General features: G+C 66.1%; 13 protein-coding genes. 11 read left to right on the top strand and 2 right to left on the bottom strand.

The window, feature by feature from the left end:
• Positions 1–114 precede the first annotated feature (114 nt).
• The 9 genes from ACVMIH_RS31555 to ACVMIH_RS31515 all read left to right on the top strand — a co-directional run bounded on the left by ACVMIH_RS31555 (position 115) and on the right by ACVMIH_RS31515 (position 8,866).
• Entirely contained in the window at positions 115–279 is a 165-nt protein-coding gene (locus ACVMIH_RS31555; RefSeq protein ID WP_016842642.1) for a Flp family type IVb pilin, read from the top strand.
• A gap of 172 nt (positions 280–451) precedes the next feature.
• Positions 452–976: an A24 family peptidase gene (locus tag ACVMIH_RS31550; protein ID WP_028334676.1), complete on the top strand. Its 525-nt coding sequence runs from the start codon at positions 452–454 to the stop codon at positions 974–976.
• A gap of 127 nt (positions 977–1,103) precedes the next feature.
• A complete protein-coding gene (cpaB, locus tag ACVMIH_RS31545) occupies positions 1,104–1,898 on the top strand; it encodes a Flp pilus assembly protein CpaB (RefSeq protein WP_076824885.1) in 795 nt (264 codons plus the stop codon).
• A 2-nt stretch (positions 1,899–1,900) separates the two neighbouring features.
• Positions 1,901–3,379, top strand: coding sequence for a type II and III secretion system protein family protein (locus ACVMIH_RS31540; RefSeq protein WP_141341582.1), 1,479 nt, complete (start codon positions 1,901–1,903; stop codon positions 3,377–3,379).
• An 8-nt stretch (positions 3,380–3,387) separates the two neighbouring features.
• Complete coding sequence (locus ACVMIH_RS31535; RefSeq protein ID WP_057016115.1) at positions 3,388–4,140, top strand: CpaD family pilus assembly protein; 753 nt, start codon at positions 3,388–3,390, stop codon at positions 4,138–4,140.
• Positions 4,137–5,405 (top strand): AAA family ATPase, encoded by a 1,269-nt coding sequence (locus ACVMIH_RS31530; protein ID WP_018269598.1) that lies wholly within the window; start codon positions 4,137–4,139, stop codon positions 5,403–5,405. Before ACVMIH_RS31535 ends, ACVMIH_RS31530 begins: the two co-directional genes overlap by 4 nt.
• A 24-nt stretch (positions 5,406–5,429) precedes the next feature.
• Positions 5,430–6,893 (top strand): CpaF family protein, encoded by a 1,464-nt coding sequence (locus tag ACVMIH_RS31525; protein WP_057016114.1) that lies wholly within the window; start codon positions 5,430–5,432, stop codon positions 6,891–6,893.
• Positions 6,894–6,904: 11 nt separating this feature from the next.
• Positions 6,905–7,882 (top strand): type II secretion system F family protein, encoded by a 978-nt coding sequence (locus tag ACVMIH_RS31520; protein ID WP_057016113.1) that lies wholly within the window; start codon positions 6,905–6,907, stop codon positions 7,880–7,882.
• A gap of 9 nt (positions 7,883–7,891) precedes the next feature.
• Positions 7,892–8,866, top strand: coding sequence for a type II secretion system F family protein (locus ACVMIH_RS31515; RefSeq protein ID WP_038387579.1), 975 nt, complete (start codon positions 7,892–7,894; stop codon positions 8,864–8,866).
• 171 nt (positions 8,867–9,037) lie between these two features.
• Here the strand turns inward: ACVMIH_RS31515 and ACVMIH_RS31510 are convergent, their stop codons facing one another.
• The gene (locus ACVMIH_RS31510) at positions 9,038–9,835 is read right to left on the bottom strand and encodes a tetratricopeptide repeat protein (RefSeq protein WP_456853533.1); all 798 of its coding nucleotides are present in this window, start codon (positions 9,833–9,835) and stop codon (positions 9,038–9,040) included.
• Between the two features lie 203 nt (positions 9,836–10,038).
• Here ACVMIH_RS31510 and ACVMIH_RS31505 point away from each other — a divergent pair, with 203 nt between their 5' ends.
• Together ACVMIH_RS31505 and ACVMIH_RS31500 are read left to right on the top strand one after the other, a co-directional pair.
• On the top strand, positions 10,039–11,415 hold the full coding sequence (locus ACVMIH_RS31505) for a leucyl aminopeptidase family protein (protein WP_456853535.1): 1,377 nt from the start codon (positions 10,039–10,041) through the stop codon (positions 11,413–11,415).
• Positions 11,408–12,250, top strand: a complete 843-nt coding sequence (locus ACVMIH_RS31500) for a C40 family peptidase (RefSeq protein WP_456853537.1) — start codon at positions 11,408–11,410, stop codon at positions 12,248–12,250. Before ACVMIH_RS31505 ends, ACVMIH_RS31500 begins: the two co-directional genes overlap by 8 nt.
• Before the next feature lie 179 nt (positions 12,251–12,429).
• Here ACVMIH_RS31500 and ACVMIH_RS31495 read toward each other — a convergent pair whose 3' ends face one another.
• Entirely contained in the window at positions 12,430–14,055 is a 1,626-nt protein-coding gene (locus ACVMIH_RS31495; RefSeq protein WP_456783360.1) for an ABC transporter ATP-binding protein, read from the bottom strand.
• Positions 14,056–14,057 lie beyond the last annotated feature (2 nt).

Below are 14,057 nucleotides of genomic sequence, written 5' to 3'. Positions count from 1 at the left end.
AAATTAACTGCGCCGAAATCGTCCAACACTAGGGTGCCGCAATGGTCACGGTGCTGAGAACGCCGGCGAGACCAAATCTAGTTCGACCAGCCACGTGTACACAGGAGTGATTTTATGAAGAACCTCGTTTCGCGCTTCGTGAAGGACGAATCGGGCGCGACCGCCATCGAGTACGGCCTGATCGCCACCGGTATCGCCATCGCGATCATCGCTGCAGTCAACGGCGTCGGCACGAAGCTCTCGGGTACCTTCAACTCGATCTCGGGCTCGCTGAAGTAAGCCGGCTTCGACGAATTCGCATCAAAGGTCCCGGCAATCCCGGGACCTTTGCTATTTGTCGGGGGCCGATCGGCAGCCTCTGTTGAAGGTGCCGGTAATCCTTTTCCGATTGTTCACCATTGGCCGCTAGCGTCGGGTCTCGACCGCAGCTCCAGCTTGACGGCATGAATTCATGATCCTCGACATCGCACGCTTGATGCTGTTTCCGGCCCTGATGGCCTTTGCGGCGGCGAGCGATCTCCTGACCATGACGATCCCGAACCGGATTTCGCTGGCGCTGGTGGCGGGCTTCTTTGTCCTGGCGCCGCTGACCGGGATGGGCGTCCACGAGATCCTCACCCATGCCGGCGCAGGCGCGCTGGTTCTGGTGGTGGCGTTCGGCATGTTCGCGATGGGCTGGGTCGGCGGCGGAGACGCCAAGGTCGCGGCCGCGGCCAGCCTGTGGTTCGGGTTCGAGCACCTGCTGCCCTATCTGGTCTTTGCCTCGCTGTTCGGCGGTGCGCTGACCGTGCTCTTGCTGCAGCTGCGGCAATGGCCATTGCCCTACCCGCTCGCGTCCCAGGCCTGGCTCAGCCGCCTGCACGACAAGCAGACCGGAATTCCCTACGGCATCGCACTCGCTCTCGGCGCCCTCCTGATTTATCCCGAGACGGACTGGATCAAGACGATCGATCTCGCGCACTTCGCCATGCGCTGAGAAAGCAGCGGTAACCGCCCGTTAAGGCGATTTAGATACGCCTCATTAACCATGCTTTGACGAATAGCTGGTCAACTCCCATCACGGCGGCGGCAGCGTCGCGGCGTCATGTGGAAAGTGAAGCGTAATGGATAAGGCCCGCATTCTGGTCCTGGCAATTGCAGGCTGCGCCGGCCTTGCGGCGCTTTATTTGGCGAGCGGAAGCGACGACAAGCCGGCGGCTCCTCCGCCAGTTGCGCAGCTGCCGACCGTCGACATCCTGGTCGCGCGCTCCGACATCGGCCTCGGCCAGGCAGTGAAGGCCGAAGACCTGCAGTGGCAGACCTGGCCGGCGGCGACCGCCAGCGCCAGCTTCATGCGCAAGGACAGCCACGCCGACGCCATCAAGGACGTCACCGGCTCGATCGCGCGCGCCCCGTTCATCCAGGGCGAGCCGATCCGCGAGCAGAAGCTCGTCAAGGCCGACGGAAGCGGCTTCATGGCCGCGATCCTGCCGACGGGCATGCGGGCGGTATCGACCGAAATCTCTCCCGAGACCGGTGCCGGCGGCTTCATCCTGCCGAACGACCGGGTCGACGTCCTGCTGTCGAAGCGGGACAAGAATCCCGACCGCAACGGCGCCGACATCGTCAATTCCGAGGTCATCCTGACCAATATCCGCGTCCTTGCGATCGACCAGGCGCCGAAGGAGAAGGACGGCACCAACGCACTGATCGGCAAGACAGTGACGCTGGAGCTGAAGCCTGACCAGACCGAGACGCTGGCGCGGGCGCGCCAGAGCGGCGTCCTGTCGCTGGCGCTGCGCAGCATCGCCGATAACAACGGGACCGACGTCAGGATCGAGGACAACCACCAGAGACGCGGTGAGACGATCAACGTCATCCGCTTTGGCGTTGCCAACCAGGCAACGATGCAGAAGTGACCATGAGGACACAGGTGATGAAGGGCGGGGCAACTCAACGGACGATGCGGGCCTTCATGGTCCGCGCATTGTCGTTCTCGGCCGTCGCGGCGCTCACGCTCAACCCGGCACTGACGCCGGTGGTGGCGGGCGACTACCGCGCCGCTCCCGCCGCGGCCGACGGCCAGATGAATGCCCGCTTCCTCTCACTCGGCGTCGGCAAATCGGTGGTGATCGATCTGCCGAGGGACATCAAGGACGTGCTGGTCGCCGATCCCAAGATCGCCAATGCCGTGGTCCGCTCGGCGCAACGCGCCTACATCATCGGCGCGACGGTCGGCCAGACCAACATCGTGTTCTTCGACGCCGCCGGCCAGCAGATCGCGGCCTATGACATCGCGGTCAAGCGCGACCTCAACGGCGTGCGCGCGGCCCTGCGTGCAGCGCTGCCGAACGCCGATATCCAGATCGAGGGTGTCGGCGAGGGCGTCATGCTGACCGGAAGCGCGGCGAGCCCGATCGAAGCGCAGCAGGCCGGCGAGATCGCCACGCGGCTGGTCGGCAGCGCCGACAAGGTTGTGAACTCCATCACGGTTCGCGGCCGCGACCAGGTGATGCTGAAGGTGACGGTCGCCGAAGTCTCGCGCAGCCTGATCAAGCAGCTCGGCATCGACCTCACCGCGAACCTCAACTACGGCACCACCGTGGTGAAGTTCACCAACAACAACCCGTTCACGGCGAACAACGCACCGCTGGTGCCCGGCAACGCCCTCACCACTTCGTTCGGCGCGGCCCCATCGGTGTCGGCGACGCTCCGCGCCATGGAAAGCGCAGGCGTGGTGCGGACACTCGCCGAGCCGAACCTGACCGCGATCTCCGGCGAATCGGCGACCTTCATCTCGGGCGGCGAGTTTCCAATTCCGACCGGCGTGACCTGTCAGACGACGACGGGAGGCGCGATCGGGAATTGCGTTCAGACCGTCAGCTTCAAGAAGTTCGGCATTTCGCTCAACTTCACGCCCGTGGTGCTGACCGAGGGACGGATCAGCCTGCGCGTGATGACGGAAGTGTCGGAAGTCTCGACCGAGAATTCGCTGACCGGCGGCGCCGGCGGAACGACGATCCCCTCGATCAAGACCCGGCGCGCCGAGACCACGCTGGAAATTCCTTCGGGCGGCTCGATGGCGATGGCCGGCCTGATCCAGGACCAGACCAAGCAGGCGATCAACGGCCTTCCCGGGCTGGCGTCGCTGCCGGTGCTCGGAACGCTGTTCCGCAGCCGGGACTTCGTCAACAACCAGACCGAAATGATGGTGCTGGTGACGCCCTATGTCGTTCGCGCGGTGGCGCAGAAGGACCTGTCGCGTCCGGATGACGGCTTCGCCAACGCGTCCGACCCGCAGGCCGACCTGCTCGGCAGCATCAATCGCGTCTACGGCGTGCCCGGCCGCACCGAGCCGGCGCGGAATTACCGCGGCACTTACGGCTTCATTACGGACTGAGGCGGACGATGACACAGACCACATCCAGGACATCCGCCGGTTACCAGCGCGGCATCGCTCTCGCCGGAGCGCTCGTCAGCCTCGCGATGACGCTCGGCGCCTGCCAGCACGCCGCCGACAACAGTTTCGCGATGGTGAACGCACCGGCCGACTATCGCCAGCGCCATCCGATCGCGGTCACCGAGGCTGATCGCTCGATCGTGGTCTTCGTCGGCCGCAGCCGCGGCGGCCTGACTGCGGAGCAGCGCGCCGAGGTGATGGGGATGGCGCAGGACTGGATGCGCGAGGGGACCGGCGCCGTCACCATCGACGTTCCCGCCGACACGCCGAACGCACGGACCGCCCAGGAATCGCTGCGCGAGATCCAGGCCACGTTCGCCGCCGCCGGCGTGCCGCCGCGCGGGATCCTCGTTCGCAAATACCATCCCGAGGATCCGCGCCAGATGCCCGCGATCCGCGTGAACTATCCAAAGATGAAAGCGGTCGCCGGGCCGTGCGGTCTCTGGCCGGAAGATCTCGGCCCGTCGATCCACAACGGGTCCTACATCGAGAACAAGCAGTACTACAATTTCGGCTGCGCCAATCAGCGCAACCTTGCAGCCATGGTCGAAGACCCGACCGACCTCGTGCAGCCGCGCGCGGAGACCCCTGCCTATACGTCGCGTCGTAACATCGCCTTCGACAAGTATCGCAAGGGCACCACCACCGCCACGAGTTATCCCGAGTCCGACAGGGCCAAGCTAAGCGACACAGGAAAATGATCACCTACGCGCAGCAAAACTCCGAAGAGCAGACGGACGCCCCGCCGCAGGCCGTGGACGACCATATTGCTCCGGCGCCACGGGTTTCGGTCCAGGCGTTCTGCGAAACGGTCGAGACCGCTGCCGCCGTGCAGTCGGCGGGCGAGGATCGCCGGCTGGCCAAGGCTCACCTCAAGATCCAGATGGGCGGCATGGCGGCCGCCATCGAGGCCTATCGCTCGGCGCCGACGCCCAACGTCATCATCCTCGAGACCGAGGGCCGCGGCGACATCCTGGCCGGCCTCGATCAGCTCGCAACGGTGTGCGACGCCGGCACCCGCGTGGTCGTGATCGGCCGCGTCAACGACGTCACCCTGTATCGCGAGCTGGTGCGCCGCGGCGTCAGCGATTACGTGATCGCGCCGGCCCATGCGATCGACGTGGTGCGCGCGGTCTGTAACCTGTTCTCGGCACCGGAAGCCAAGGCGGTCGGCCGCATCGTCGCCGTTGTCGGTGCCAAGGGCGGTGTCGGCGCCTCGACCATCGCCCACAATGTCGCCTGGGCGATTGCCCGCGACCTGGCGCTTGATTCCGTGGTCGCCGACCTCGACCTCGCCTTCGGCACCGCCGGCCTCAACTACAACCAGGATCCCGCTCAGGGCATCGCCGATGCCGTGTTCTCGCCGGACCGCGTCGATACCGCCTTCGTCGACCGCCTGCTGTCGAAATGCACCGACCATCTGAGCCTGCTGGCGGCGCCGGCGACACTGGACAAGGTCTACGATTTCGGCGCCGAGGCGTTCGATGCGATCTTCGATACGCTGCGGACCACGATGCCCTGCATCGTGCTCGACGTGCCGCATCAATGGTCCGGCTGGACCAAGCGCGCATTGATCGCGGCCGACGACATCCTGATCGTGGCGGCGCCCGACCTCGCCAATCTGCGCAATGCCAAGAACATGTTCGACCTGCTGAAGGCCTCGCGGCCCAACGACCGCGCGCCGCTGTACTGCCTGAACCAGGTCGGCGTGCCGAAGCGTCCCGAGATCGCGGCCGGCGAGTTCGCCAAGGCGATCGAAAGCCAGCCGATCGCTGCCATCCCGTTCGATCCGCAGATCTTCGGTTCGGCGGCCAACAACGGCCAGATGATCGCCGAGATTTCCGCCAACCACCGCGCGGTCGAGATGTTTCTGCAGATGGCGCAGCGGCTGACAGGCCGCGGCGAGACCAAGAAGCCGAGGGGGTCCTTCCTGTCGCCCCTGCTCGAAAAGCTGCGGTCCAAATAGTGGTCCGCGTGGAGTCAAGACGTCGTGTTTGGTAAGCGTAGCGGAAACGATGGGGACGTGCGGGCACCCAAGCCCGCGTTTCAGGCGCCGGAGCCAGCCGGCGCGCCGGCGATGTCGCGCGAGTCCGTCGCACCGGCGATCTCGTCGCCGCCGCTGGCACCCAGCAAGCCACCGCCTGCCCCCGCCGTCGAAGCCCGCCGCTCCGACAACTACTACCAAGTCAAGGCGACGATCTTCGGCGCCCTGATCGAGGCGATCGACCTTGCCCAGCTCGCCAAGCTGGACAGCGAATCGGCGCGCGAGGAAATCCGCGACATCGTCAACGAGATCATCGCGATCAAGAACATCGTGATGTCGATCGCCGAGCAGGAGGAGTTGCTCGACGACATCTGCAACGACGTGCTCGGCTACGGCCCGCTGGAGCCGCTGCTGTCGCGCGACGACATCGCCGACATCATGGTCAACGGCGCAGGCACCGTGTTCATCGAAGTCGCCGGCAAGATCCAGCGCACCGGCATCCGCTTTCGCGACAACCAGCAGCTGCTCAACATCTGCCAGCGCATCGTCAGCCAGGTCGGCCGGCGCGTCGACGAATCCTCGCCGATCTGCGACGCCCGCCTCGCCGACGGTTCGCGCGTCAACGCCATCGTGCCGCCGCTGGCGATCGACGGGCCCGCGCTCACCATCCGCAAATTCAAGAAGGACAAGCTGACGCTGGAGCAGCTCGTCAAGTTCGGCGCGATCACCCCCGAAGGGGCGACCATCCTGCAGATCATCGGCCGCGTCCGCTGCAACGTGATCATTTCCGGCGGCACCGGCTCGGGCAAGACCACGCTGCTGAACTGCCTGACCAACTATATCGAGCACGACGAACGCATCATCACCTGCGAAGACGCCGCCGAGCTTCAGCTGCAGCAGCCGCATGTGGTGCGGCTGGAAACCCGGCCGCCGAACATCGAGGGCGAGGGCCAGGTGACGATGCGCGAACTGGTCCGCAACTGCCTGCGTATGCGCCCGGAGCGCATCATCGTCGGCGAAGTCCGCGGACCCGAAGCGTTCGATCTGTTGCAGGCCATGAACACCGGCCACGACGGCTCGATGGGCACGCTGCACGCCAACAATCCGCGCGAAGCACTGTCGCGCTGCGAATCCATGATCACCATGGGCGGCTTCTCGCTTCCGTCACGCACCATTCGCGAGATGATCTGCGCCTCGGTCGACATCATCGTGCAAGCGGCGCGCCTGCGCGACGGTTCGCGCCGCATCACGCACATCACCGAGGTGATGGGCATGGAAGGCGACACCATCATCACCCAGGACATCTTCCTCTACGACGTGGTCGGGGAAGACGCCAACGGCAAGATCATCGGCAAGCACCGCTCGACCGGCATCGGCCGGCCGCGCTTCTGGGAGCGTGCGCGCTACTACAATGAAGAGAAGCGGCTTGCGGCGGCGCTGGACGCTTCCGACGCCCCGGCGCCGGTCTAGGGGAACGCAGGATGCAGGCGCAAACTCTGGCTCTCGCCTTCCTCGCCGCCACGACGGTCGGCGGCATCGCTTGGGTCTTCCTGTACCCCTACCTTTCGGGGGAGAAGAAGGCCGAGTCGCGGCGCGCGTCGGTGGCGCGCAGCGAACCCACGACGACACGAAACGCCGACCGCACGCAACGCTCCCGCCGCGAGCAGGTAGAGGGATCGCTGAAGGAGCTCGAGGCGCGTCGGCAGAAGGACAAGAAAGTCCCGCTCGGCGTGCGCATCTCGCAGGCCGGACTGGAGTGGTCGGAGCAGAAATTCTGGATGATCTCCGGCGCCCTTGGCCTGTTCGGGTTCGGCGTGGCCTTCATGGTTGGCGGAGGCCTGCTCGGCGCGGCCGGCATCGGCTTTGCCATGGGTCTCGGCCTGCCGCGCTGGGTGCTCGGCTTCCTGAAGAAGCGGCGGGAAAAGGCGTTCCTGAAGTCGCTGCCTGACGCCGTCGACGTCATCGTGCGCGGCATCAAGGCCGGCCTGCCGCTGTTCGAATCGCTCAAGGCGGTCGTCAACGACGCGCCGGAGCCGCTGCGCAGCGAATTTCTCGCCATCATCGAGACCCAGGCGATCGGCATGCCGCTCGGCGAAGCCTGTGCCCGGCTCTACGAGCGGATGCCGCTGCCGGAGGCCAACTTCTTCGGCATCGTGATCGCGATCCAGCAGAAGTCCGGCGGCAATTTGTCGGAAGCGCTCGGCAACCTGTCGCGGGTGCTGCGCGACCGCAAGAAGATGGCCGAGAAGATCCAGGCGATGTCGATGGAAGCGAAGGCCTCCGCCGCCATCATCGGCTCGCTGCCGCCGATCGTGATGATCCTCGTGTTCCTGACGACGCCGGACTACATCGCCCTGCTGTGGACCAATTCGATGGGCCAGCTCATGCTGGTGGCCTGCGCGATCTGGATGTCGATGGGCGTGCTGGTGATGAAGAAGATGATCAACTTCGATTTCTGACGGTGCAGCATGATTGATATTCTGGTCGCCAAGCTCCACGACGTCAGGTTCATGACCATGCTGCTTGCCTTCTTCGCGGCAAGCGCGACGGTCTACACGCTGGTGATGCCGCTGCTCGCCGGCGGCGATCTCAACAAGCGCATGAAGGCGGTCGCCAGCGAGCGCGAGCGCCTGCGGCAGCGCGAGCGCGACCGTCTCTCCAAGTCGGAAAAGGTGACGCTGCGCCAGACGCCGAAGCAGGCCGTCTCCAAGATGGTGGATGACCTGAACCTCACCAAATGGCTGGCCCAGGAAGCGGCGATCGAGAAGCTGGTGATGGCGGGCTATCGCGGCCACGCTCCGTATGTCTATTTCCTGGCAGCGCGGGCGGTCACGCCGATCCTGATGCTGATCGGCGCGATCATCTATACGTTCTTCATTGCCGGCGCGAACTGGTCGCTCACGCTCAAGATCGGCATTTGCGTCGGCGCGGCCTATGCCGGCCTGCAGGCGCCGATGCTGTTCCTGAAGAACGCGATCTCCAAGCGCCAGCTCCAGATCAAGCGCGCGTTCCCGGATTCGCTCGACCTGCTGCTGATCTGCATCGAGTCGGGCATGTCGGTCGAGGTCGCGTTCCGGAAAGTGGCCAACGAGATCGCCGGGCAATCGGTCGCGCTGTCGGAGGAGTTTGCGCTGACGACCGCGGAACTGTCCTATTTGCAGGATCGCAAGACCGCCTACGAGAACCTGGCGCGCCGCACCGGCCTCGAAGGCGTGAAGTCGGTGTGCATGGCCTTGCAGCAGTCCGAACGCTACGGCACGCCGCTCGGCCAGAGCCTCCGCGTGATGGCGCAGGAAAACCGCGACATGCGGATGAACGAGGCCGAGAAGAAGGCCGCGGCACTGCCGCCCAAGCTGACGGTACCGATGATCCTGTTCTTCCTGCCCTGCCTGTTCATCGTGATCCTCGGCCCGTCCTACATCAAGATCGCCACGATGCATTGAGTTGCCTCGCCTGCGCCGGCTGCCTCTCTCCTTCCCTCTGAAAGGGGGAAGGCCGGGATGGGAGTCAGCCGCAGACACCGCTCCTCGTGGAGAGATGATCCCCACCCGCTTTGCTCTCACGAGCAAAGCGACCTCCCTTTTTCAAGGGGCGGTGGAGCTGCCGCGTTTGGTTTAGTCGTCCTTGGCGACGACCGGCGCCGCACGCGACGCGGTCCGCGGGCCGTCCTTGCGGTTCAGCATGTCGCGGAGATAAGCGACGTTGGCCGCGGCCTCATCCGACGGCAGGTCGGCCTTGACGATCGTTTCCGCCTCCGCGAAGCGGCCCTGCAGGCCGACGACCAGCGCAAGGTTCTGCCGGATCCGGGTGTCGGCGCGAGCGCTGGCGTAGGCCTGGCGCAGCGTCTCTTCCGCTTTCGGCAAATCCTTGGTCAGCATGTAGGACAAGCCGAGATTGGACAGCACCGACGGCTCGTCCGGAGCCAGCCTGAGCGCACTGGCGTAATAGCGCCGCGCCTCCTCGTGCCGGTTCATCGTGTCGAGCGTGGTGCCCTGCACGGACAGGATCCGCCAGTCCGGATTGTCCGGGCTGTGCGCGCGGCTCAGCACGTCGAATGCAGCCTGCGAATTGCCGTTGTCGGCCAGCGCGCGGCCATAGGCGGCGAGCAGCGCCTTGTTGCCGGGGTTGGCGATCGTGGCCTGCTCGAGCACGGCGCAGGCCTGCGAGCGCTGGCCGGTCATGCGCAGGGCCTGGCCGTAGGCGACCGCGGCAGCGACATCCTTGGGATTCTTGCGATAGCGCTCGCCATAGGCCTCGACGGCCCGGCGCGGATCATCGGGCGTGGGATCGGACCGCGACGTGATCGATCCCGCCACGTCGGACATGGTCTGGCAACCGCCAAGCCCTGCGGCCAGGACCGCCAGAAGGGCTGCGGAAGCAAGATGCCGGGTCAGATTGGACTGTCGACACATGGCACTGTGACTCACGAAATCGGGCGAACGGTTCCAGCCGAGCGTGCCAGCAATAGACTGTTAACCCTAACGTCTGGTTAACTGGCGGCGCCGGCAGCCGACGCTCCGGTTCCGGCCTGCACGGCGCGTGAACCGTTGGCGCGCTACCATCCGTGGCGAAAGGCGTGTAGTAGCCCACCAACGACGCCAGAACCGAGAGCCGCATGCCATCCGTGTTCGAGACCGCCACGACCGCCGCCACGCCGATCACCTTCGTCACCAAGGCGACATGGGATGCGATTCAGGGCGAGCTGCCGGCGCCGGCGCGCCAGTTCGCGGCGGCCAATGGCTTCGTGGCCAAGGCGGGAAAATTGCTCGTCCTGCCGACGGCAGACGGCGGCATCGCGCAGGTGCTGTTCGGTCTCGAGGACGCCGACCACAAGGCGCGCGATCCGTTCCGGCCCGGCGCCCTGCCCGGCCTGCTGCCGCCCGGCGTCTACCGCTTCGCCAATGCGCCGCACGACACCAGACTTGCCGCGCTCGCCTTCGCGCTCGGCTGCTACCGCTTCGGCCGGTATCGCACCAACAAGGCTCCCGAAGTCCGGCTGGTGCCGCCCGACGGCGTCGACACGGCGGAGATCACCCGGATGGCGGATGCCGCGGCGCTGGCGCGCGATCTCATCAACACGCCGTCCAACGACATGGGACCGGCCGAGCTCGCCGAGGTGGCGCGCGACCTCGCGACGCGGTTCGGCGCTGCCTTCAATTGCATCGACGGCGACGAGCTCGCCCAGAACTTCCCGCTGATCCACGCCGTCGGCATAGCGTCGACGCGGTCACCGCGATTGATCGAGCTGAGCTGGGGCGACCCCGCCCATCCGAAGGTGACGCTGGTCGGCAAGGGTGTCTGCTTCGACACCGGCGGGCTCGATCTCAAGCCTTCGAGCGGCATGCTCATCATGAAGAAGGACATGGGCGGCGCCGCCAACGTGCTGGCGCTGGCCCAGATGGTGATGGACGCGAAGCTCAAGCTGCGGCTGCGCGTGCTGATCCCGGCGGTCGAGAACGCGGTTGCCGGCAACGCGTTCCGCCCGCTCGACATCTTCAAGTCGCGCAAGGGCATCACCGTCGAGATCGGCAACACCGACGCCGAAGGGCGGCTGGTGCTCGCCGACGCGCTGGCGCTCGCCGACGAGGAGACGCCCGATCTTTTGGTCGATCTGGGCACGCTGACCGGCGCCGCGCGGGTGGCGCTGGGCCCCGATCTGCCGCCGTTCTACACCAATGACGAGGCGCTCGCCGGCGACGTCGCATCCTGTGCGAAGAGCGAGAACGACCCGCTCTGGCGGATGCCGCTGTGGCCGGCCTACGACGCCTGGCTCGACTCCAAGACCGCCGACATCACCAACGCACCGTCAGGCGGTTTCGCGGGCTCGATCACCTGCGCGCTGTTCCTGCAGCGCTTCGTCGAGCACGCGAGGAGCTGGCTGCACGTCGACATCTACGGCTGGACGCCGTCGGCAAAGCCCGGCCGTCCCGAAGGCGGCGAGTGCCAGGCGGCGCGCGCGATCTACAAATTGCTGAGCCAGCGCTATGCATGACCCCCGTCTGACACCGGCCCGCGACGACCTCGCGGCGAAATATCTCGAGGGCAAGGTCCAGGCGTTGCGCTTCGTCGAAGGCGAAGTGCTCGAGGTCGGCGACGCCATCGCGCCGCTACGCCAGGCGCCGGCGAGCGATGCCGAACAGATGACGCAGGCGCTCCGGGGCGAGCGCGTCACGGTGTACGATCGCAACGGCGAAGGCTGGGCCTGGGGCCAGCTCGCCGATGACGGCTATGTCGGCTGGATTCCCGAGGCCGCGCTGGCCAAGCCCGGCGCCGCCCCGACGCACAAGGTCACAGCGCTGCGCACGCTGGCGTATCCGGGCCCGTCGATCAAGCTGCCGCCGGTCGAGGCACTGGCGATGGGGACAAAGCTCGCCATCGTCCGCGAGGACGGTGCGTTCGCGGTGACCCGCGAGGGCTGGCATCTGCCACGCCAGCATCTCGCGCCGCTCGACACGATGGCAGGTGATTTCGTTGCGATCGCCAAGCAATTCGTCGGCTCACCCTATCTGTGGGGCGGCAAGTCGAGCCTCGGGATCGATTGCTCTGGCCTGGTGCAGATCGCGCTGACCGCCGCCGGCACCGGCTGCCCGCGCGACAGCGACATGCAGCAGGAAGGCCTCGGCCGCGAATTGACGGTCGCGGAATCCAAGCAGCTGCAGCGCGGCGACCTGATGTTCTGGAAGGGCCATGTCGCCATCGTGCGCGACGCGACAACGATCGTGCACGCCAACGCGCATCACATGGCAACGGTGGTGGAGAACACGCAGGCTGCGATCGCGCGGATCAAGACCGCCGGCAGCGAAGTCCTGGCGATCAAGCGGCTTTGAGCAATATACATTCCCGTCATCCTGAGGAGCGCGAAGCGCGTCTCGAAGGATGGACGGCCCCAGTCCGGCCACGCCACCCTTCGAGGCTCGCCCAGCGGCGCAATTGCGCCGCAAGGCTCGCACCTCCAGCGACAACGGCAAAGCCGTTGCGCGGGGATGACGTGGAACGACGAAGATGCCTACGTCGCCACTGCACCGTCGCCGGCCGCTTCGATGCGGAATGCGGCGGCGAACAGCGCTCGGGTGTAGTCGCTCTTCGGATTCTTGAACAGCTCGGAGGCCGGTCCCTCCTCCTCCACCTTGCCCGATTTCATCACGATCAGATGGCTCGCCAGCGAGGCGACCACGCGCAGATCGTGCGAGATGAACATGTAGGTGAGATCGCGCTTGCGCTGCAGGTCGCGCAACAGGTCGACCATCTGAGCCTGCAGCAGCATGTCGAGCGCGCTGGTCGGCTCGTCCAGCACGACGAAGTTCGGCTCCAGCACGACCGCGCGCGCGATCGAGATGCGCTGGCGCTGGCCGCCGGAGAATTCGTGCGGATAGCGGAAGCGCCAGTCCGGATCGAGCCCGACATCCTTCATTGCCTTGATCACCCGCGCCTCGCGCTCCTCGCGCGACAGCTGCTTCTGGTGCACCTCAAGGCCCTCGGCAATGATGTCGGCCACCGACATGCGCGGGCTGAGCGAGCCGAACGGGTCCTGGAACACTATCTGCATGTCGCGGCGGAACGGCCGCATCTGCTTGAAGCGCAGGCCCTGGATGTCGTTGCCGAGGAACACGATCGGACCATCGGACGAAATCAGCCGGAGCAGCGCGAGCCCGAGCGTGGTCTTGCCGGAGCCGGATTCGCCGACCACGCCGAGGGTCTCGCCCTTGCGCACCGCGAGGCTGACGCCATCGACCGCCTTGATGTGGCCGACGGTCGAGCGCAACAGCCCGCGCTTGATCGGAAACCAGACCTTGAGATTGTCCGCCGACATCACGACCGCTGCGCCCGGCTGCGGCGGCGCCGGATCGGGCTTCGGCTCGGCCGCGAGCAGCGCTTGGGTATAGGCGTGCTTCGGCGCGGTGAAGACCTGCTCGACCGGCCCCTGCTCGACGATCTTGCCGTTGTTCATCACGCAGACCGTGTCGGCGATGCGGCGGACGATGCCGAGATCGTGGGTGATGAACAACAGGCTCATGCCGAGCCGCGCGCGGATCTCGGCCAGCAGCGCCAGGATCTGCGCCTGCACGGTGACGTCGAGCGCGGTGGTCGGCTCGTCCGCGATCAAAAGATCGGGCTCGTTGGCGAGCGCCATCGCGATCATCACGCGCTGGCGCTGGCCGCCGGACAATTGATGCGGATAGCTCTTGAGCCGGGTCTCCGGCTCGGGGATGCCGACCTGGCCCAGCAATTCCAGCGTTCGCGCCTGCGCCGCCTGGCCCCCGATGCCCCTGTGCAGCGACAGGATCTCGCCGATCTGGGTCTCGATGGTATGGAGCGGATTGAGCGAGGTCATCGGCTCCTGGAAGATGATCGAGATGTCGTTGCCGCGAACCTTGCGCATCTCCTGGTCGGACGCGGTCAGGAGGTCGCGGCCGCGGAAACGGATCGCGCCTGACGGATGCGATGCCGTCGGATAGGGCAGCAGCTTCAGCACCGACAGCGCGCTGACGGATTTTCCCGAACCGGATTCGCCGACCAGCGCGACGCATTCGCCGCGCTTGATCGAGAACGAGATGCCGTCGACCGCAAGCGCGCGGCCGAAGGCGACCGAGAGATCGCGGACATCGAGCAAAGGCTGGTTGATCGCGTCCATGC

Source organism: Bradyrhizobium sp. USDA 4503 (assembly GCF_054055815.1).
The sequence above is the reverse complement of the archived record's forward strand: the minus strand, read 5'-3'. Positions and strand labels throughout refer to the sequence as shown.

Bases quoted from the DNA above. Each gene is read 5' to 3' on its own strand.
- ACVMIH_RS31555 (WP_016842642.1), top strand. From the start codon at position 115: ATGAAGAACCTCGTTTCGCGCTTCGTGAAGGACGAATCGGGCGCGACC.
- ACVMIH_RS31550 (WP_028334676.1), top strand. From the start codon at position 452: ATGATCCTCGACATCGCACGCTTGATGCTGTTTCCGGCCCTGATGGCC.
- cpaB (WP_076824885.1), top strand. From the start codon at position 1,104: ATGGATAAGGCCCGCATTCTGGTCCTGGCAATTGCAGGCTGCGCCGGC.
- ACVMIH_RS31540 (WP_141341582.1), top strand. From the start codon at position 1,901: ATGAGGACACAGGTGATGAAGGGCGGGGCAACTCAACGGACGATGCGG.
- ACVMIH_RS31535 (WP_057016115.1), top strand. From the start codon at position 3,388: ATGACACAGACCACATCCAGGACATCCGCCGGTTACCAGCGCGGCATC.
- ACVMIH_RS31530 (WP_018269598.1), top strand. From the start codon at position 4,137: ATGATCACCTACGCGCAGCAAAACTCCGAAGAGCAGACGGACGCCCCG.
- ACVMIH_RS31520 (WP_057016113.1), top strand. From the start codon at position 6,905: ATGCAGGCGCAAACTCTGGCTCTCGCCTTCCTCGCCGCCACGACGGTC.
- ACVMIH_RS31515 (WP_038387579.1), top strand. From the start codon at position 7,892: ATGATTGATATTCTGGTCGCCAAGCTCCACGACGTCAGGTTCATGACC.
- ACVMIH_RS31510 (WP_456853533.1), bottom strand. From the start codon at position 9,835: ATGTGTCGACAGTCCAATCTGACCCGGCATCTTGCTTCCGCAGCCCTT.
- ACVMIH_RS31505 (WP_456853535.1), top strand. From the start codon at position 10,039: ATGCCATCCGTGTTCGAGACCGCCACGACCGCCGCCACGCCGATCACC.
- ACVMIH_RS31500 (WP_456853537.1), top strand. From the start codon at position 11,408: ATGCATGACCCCCGTCTGACACCGGCCCGCGACGACCTCGCGGCGAAA.
- ACVMIH_RS31495 (WP_456783360.1), bottom strand. From the start codon at position 14,055: ATGGACGCGATCAACCAGCCTTTGCTCGATGTCCGCGATCTCTCGGTC.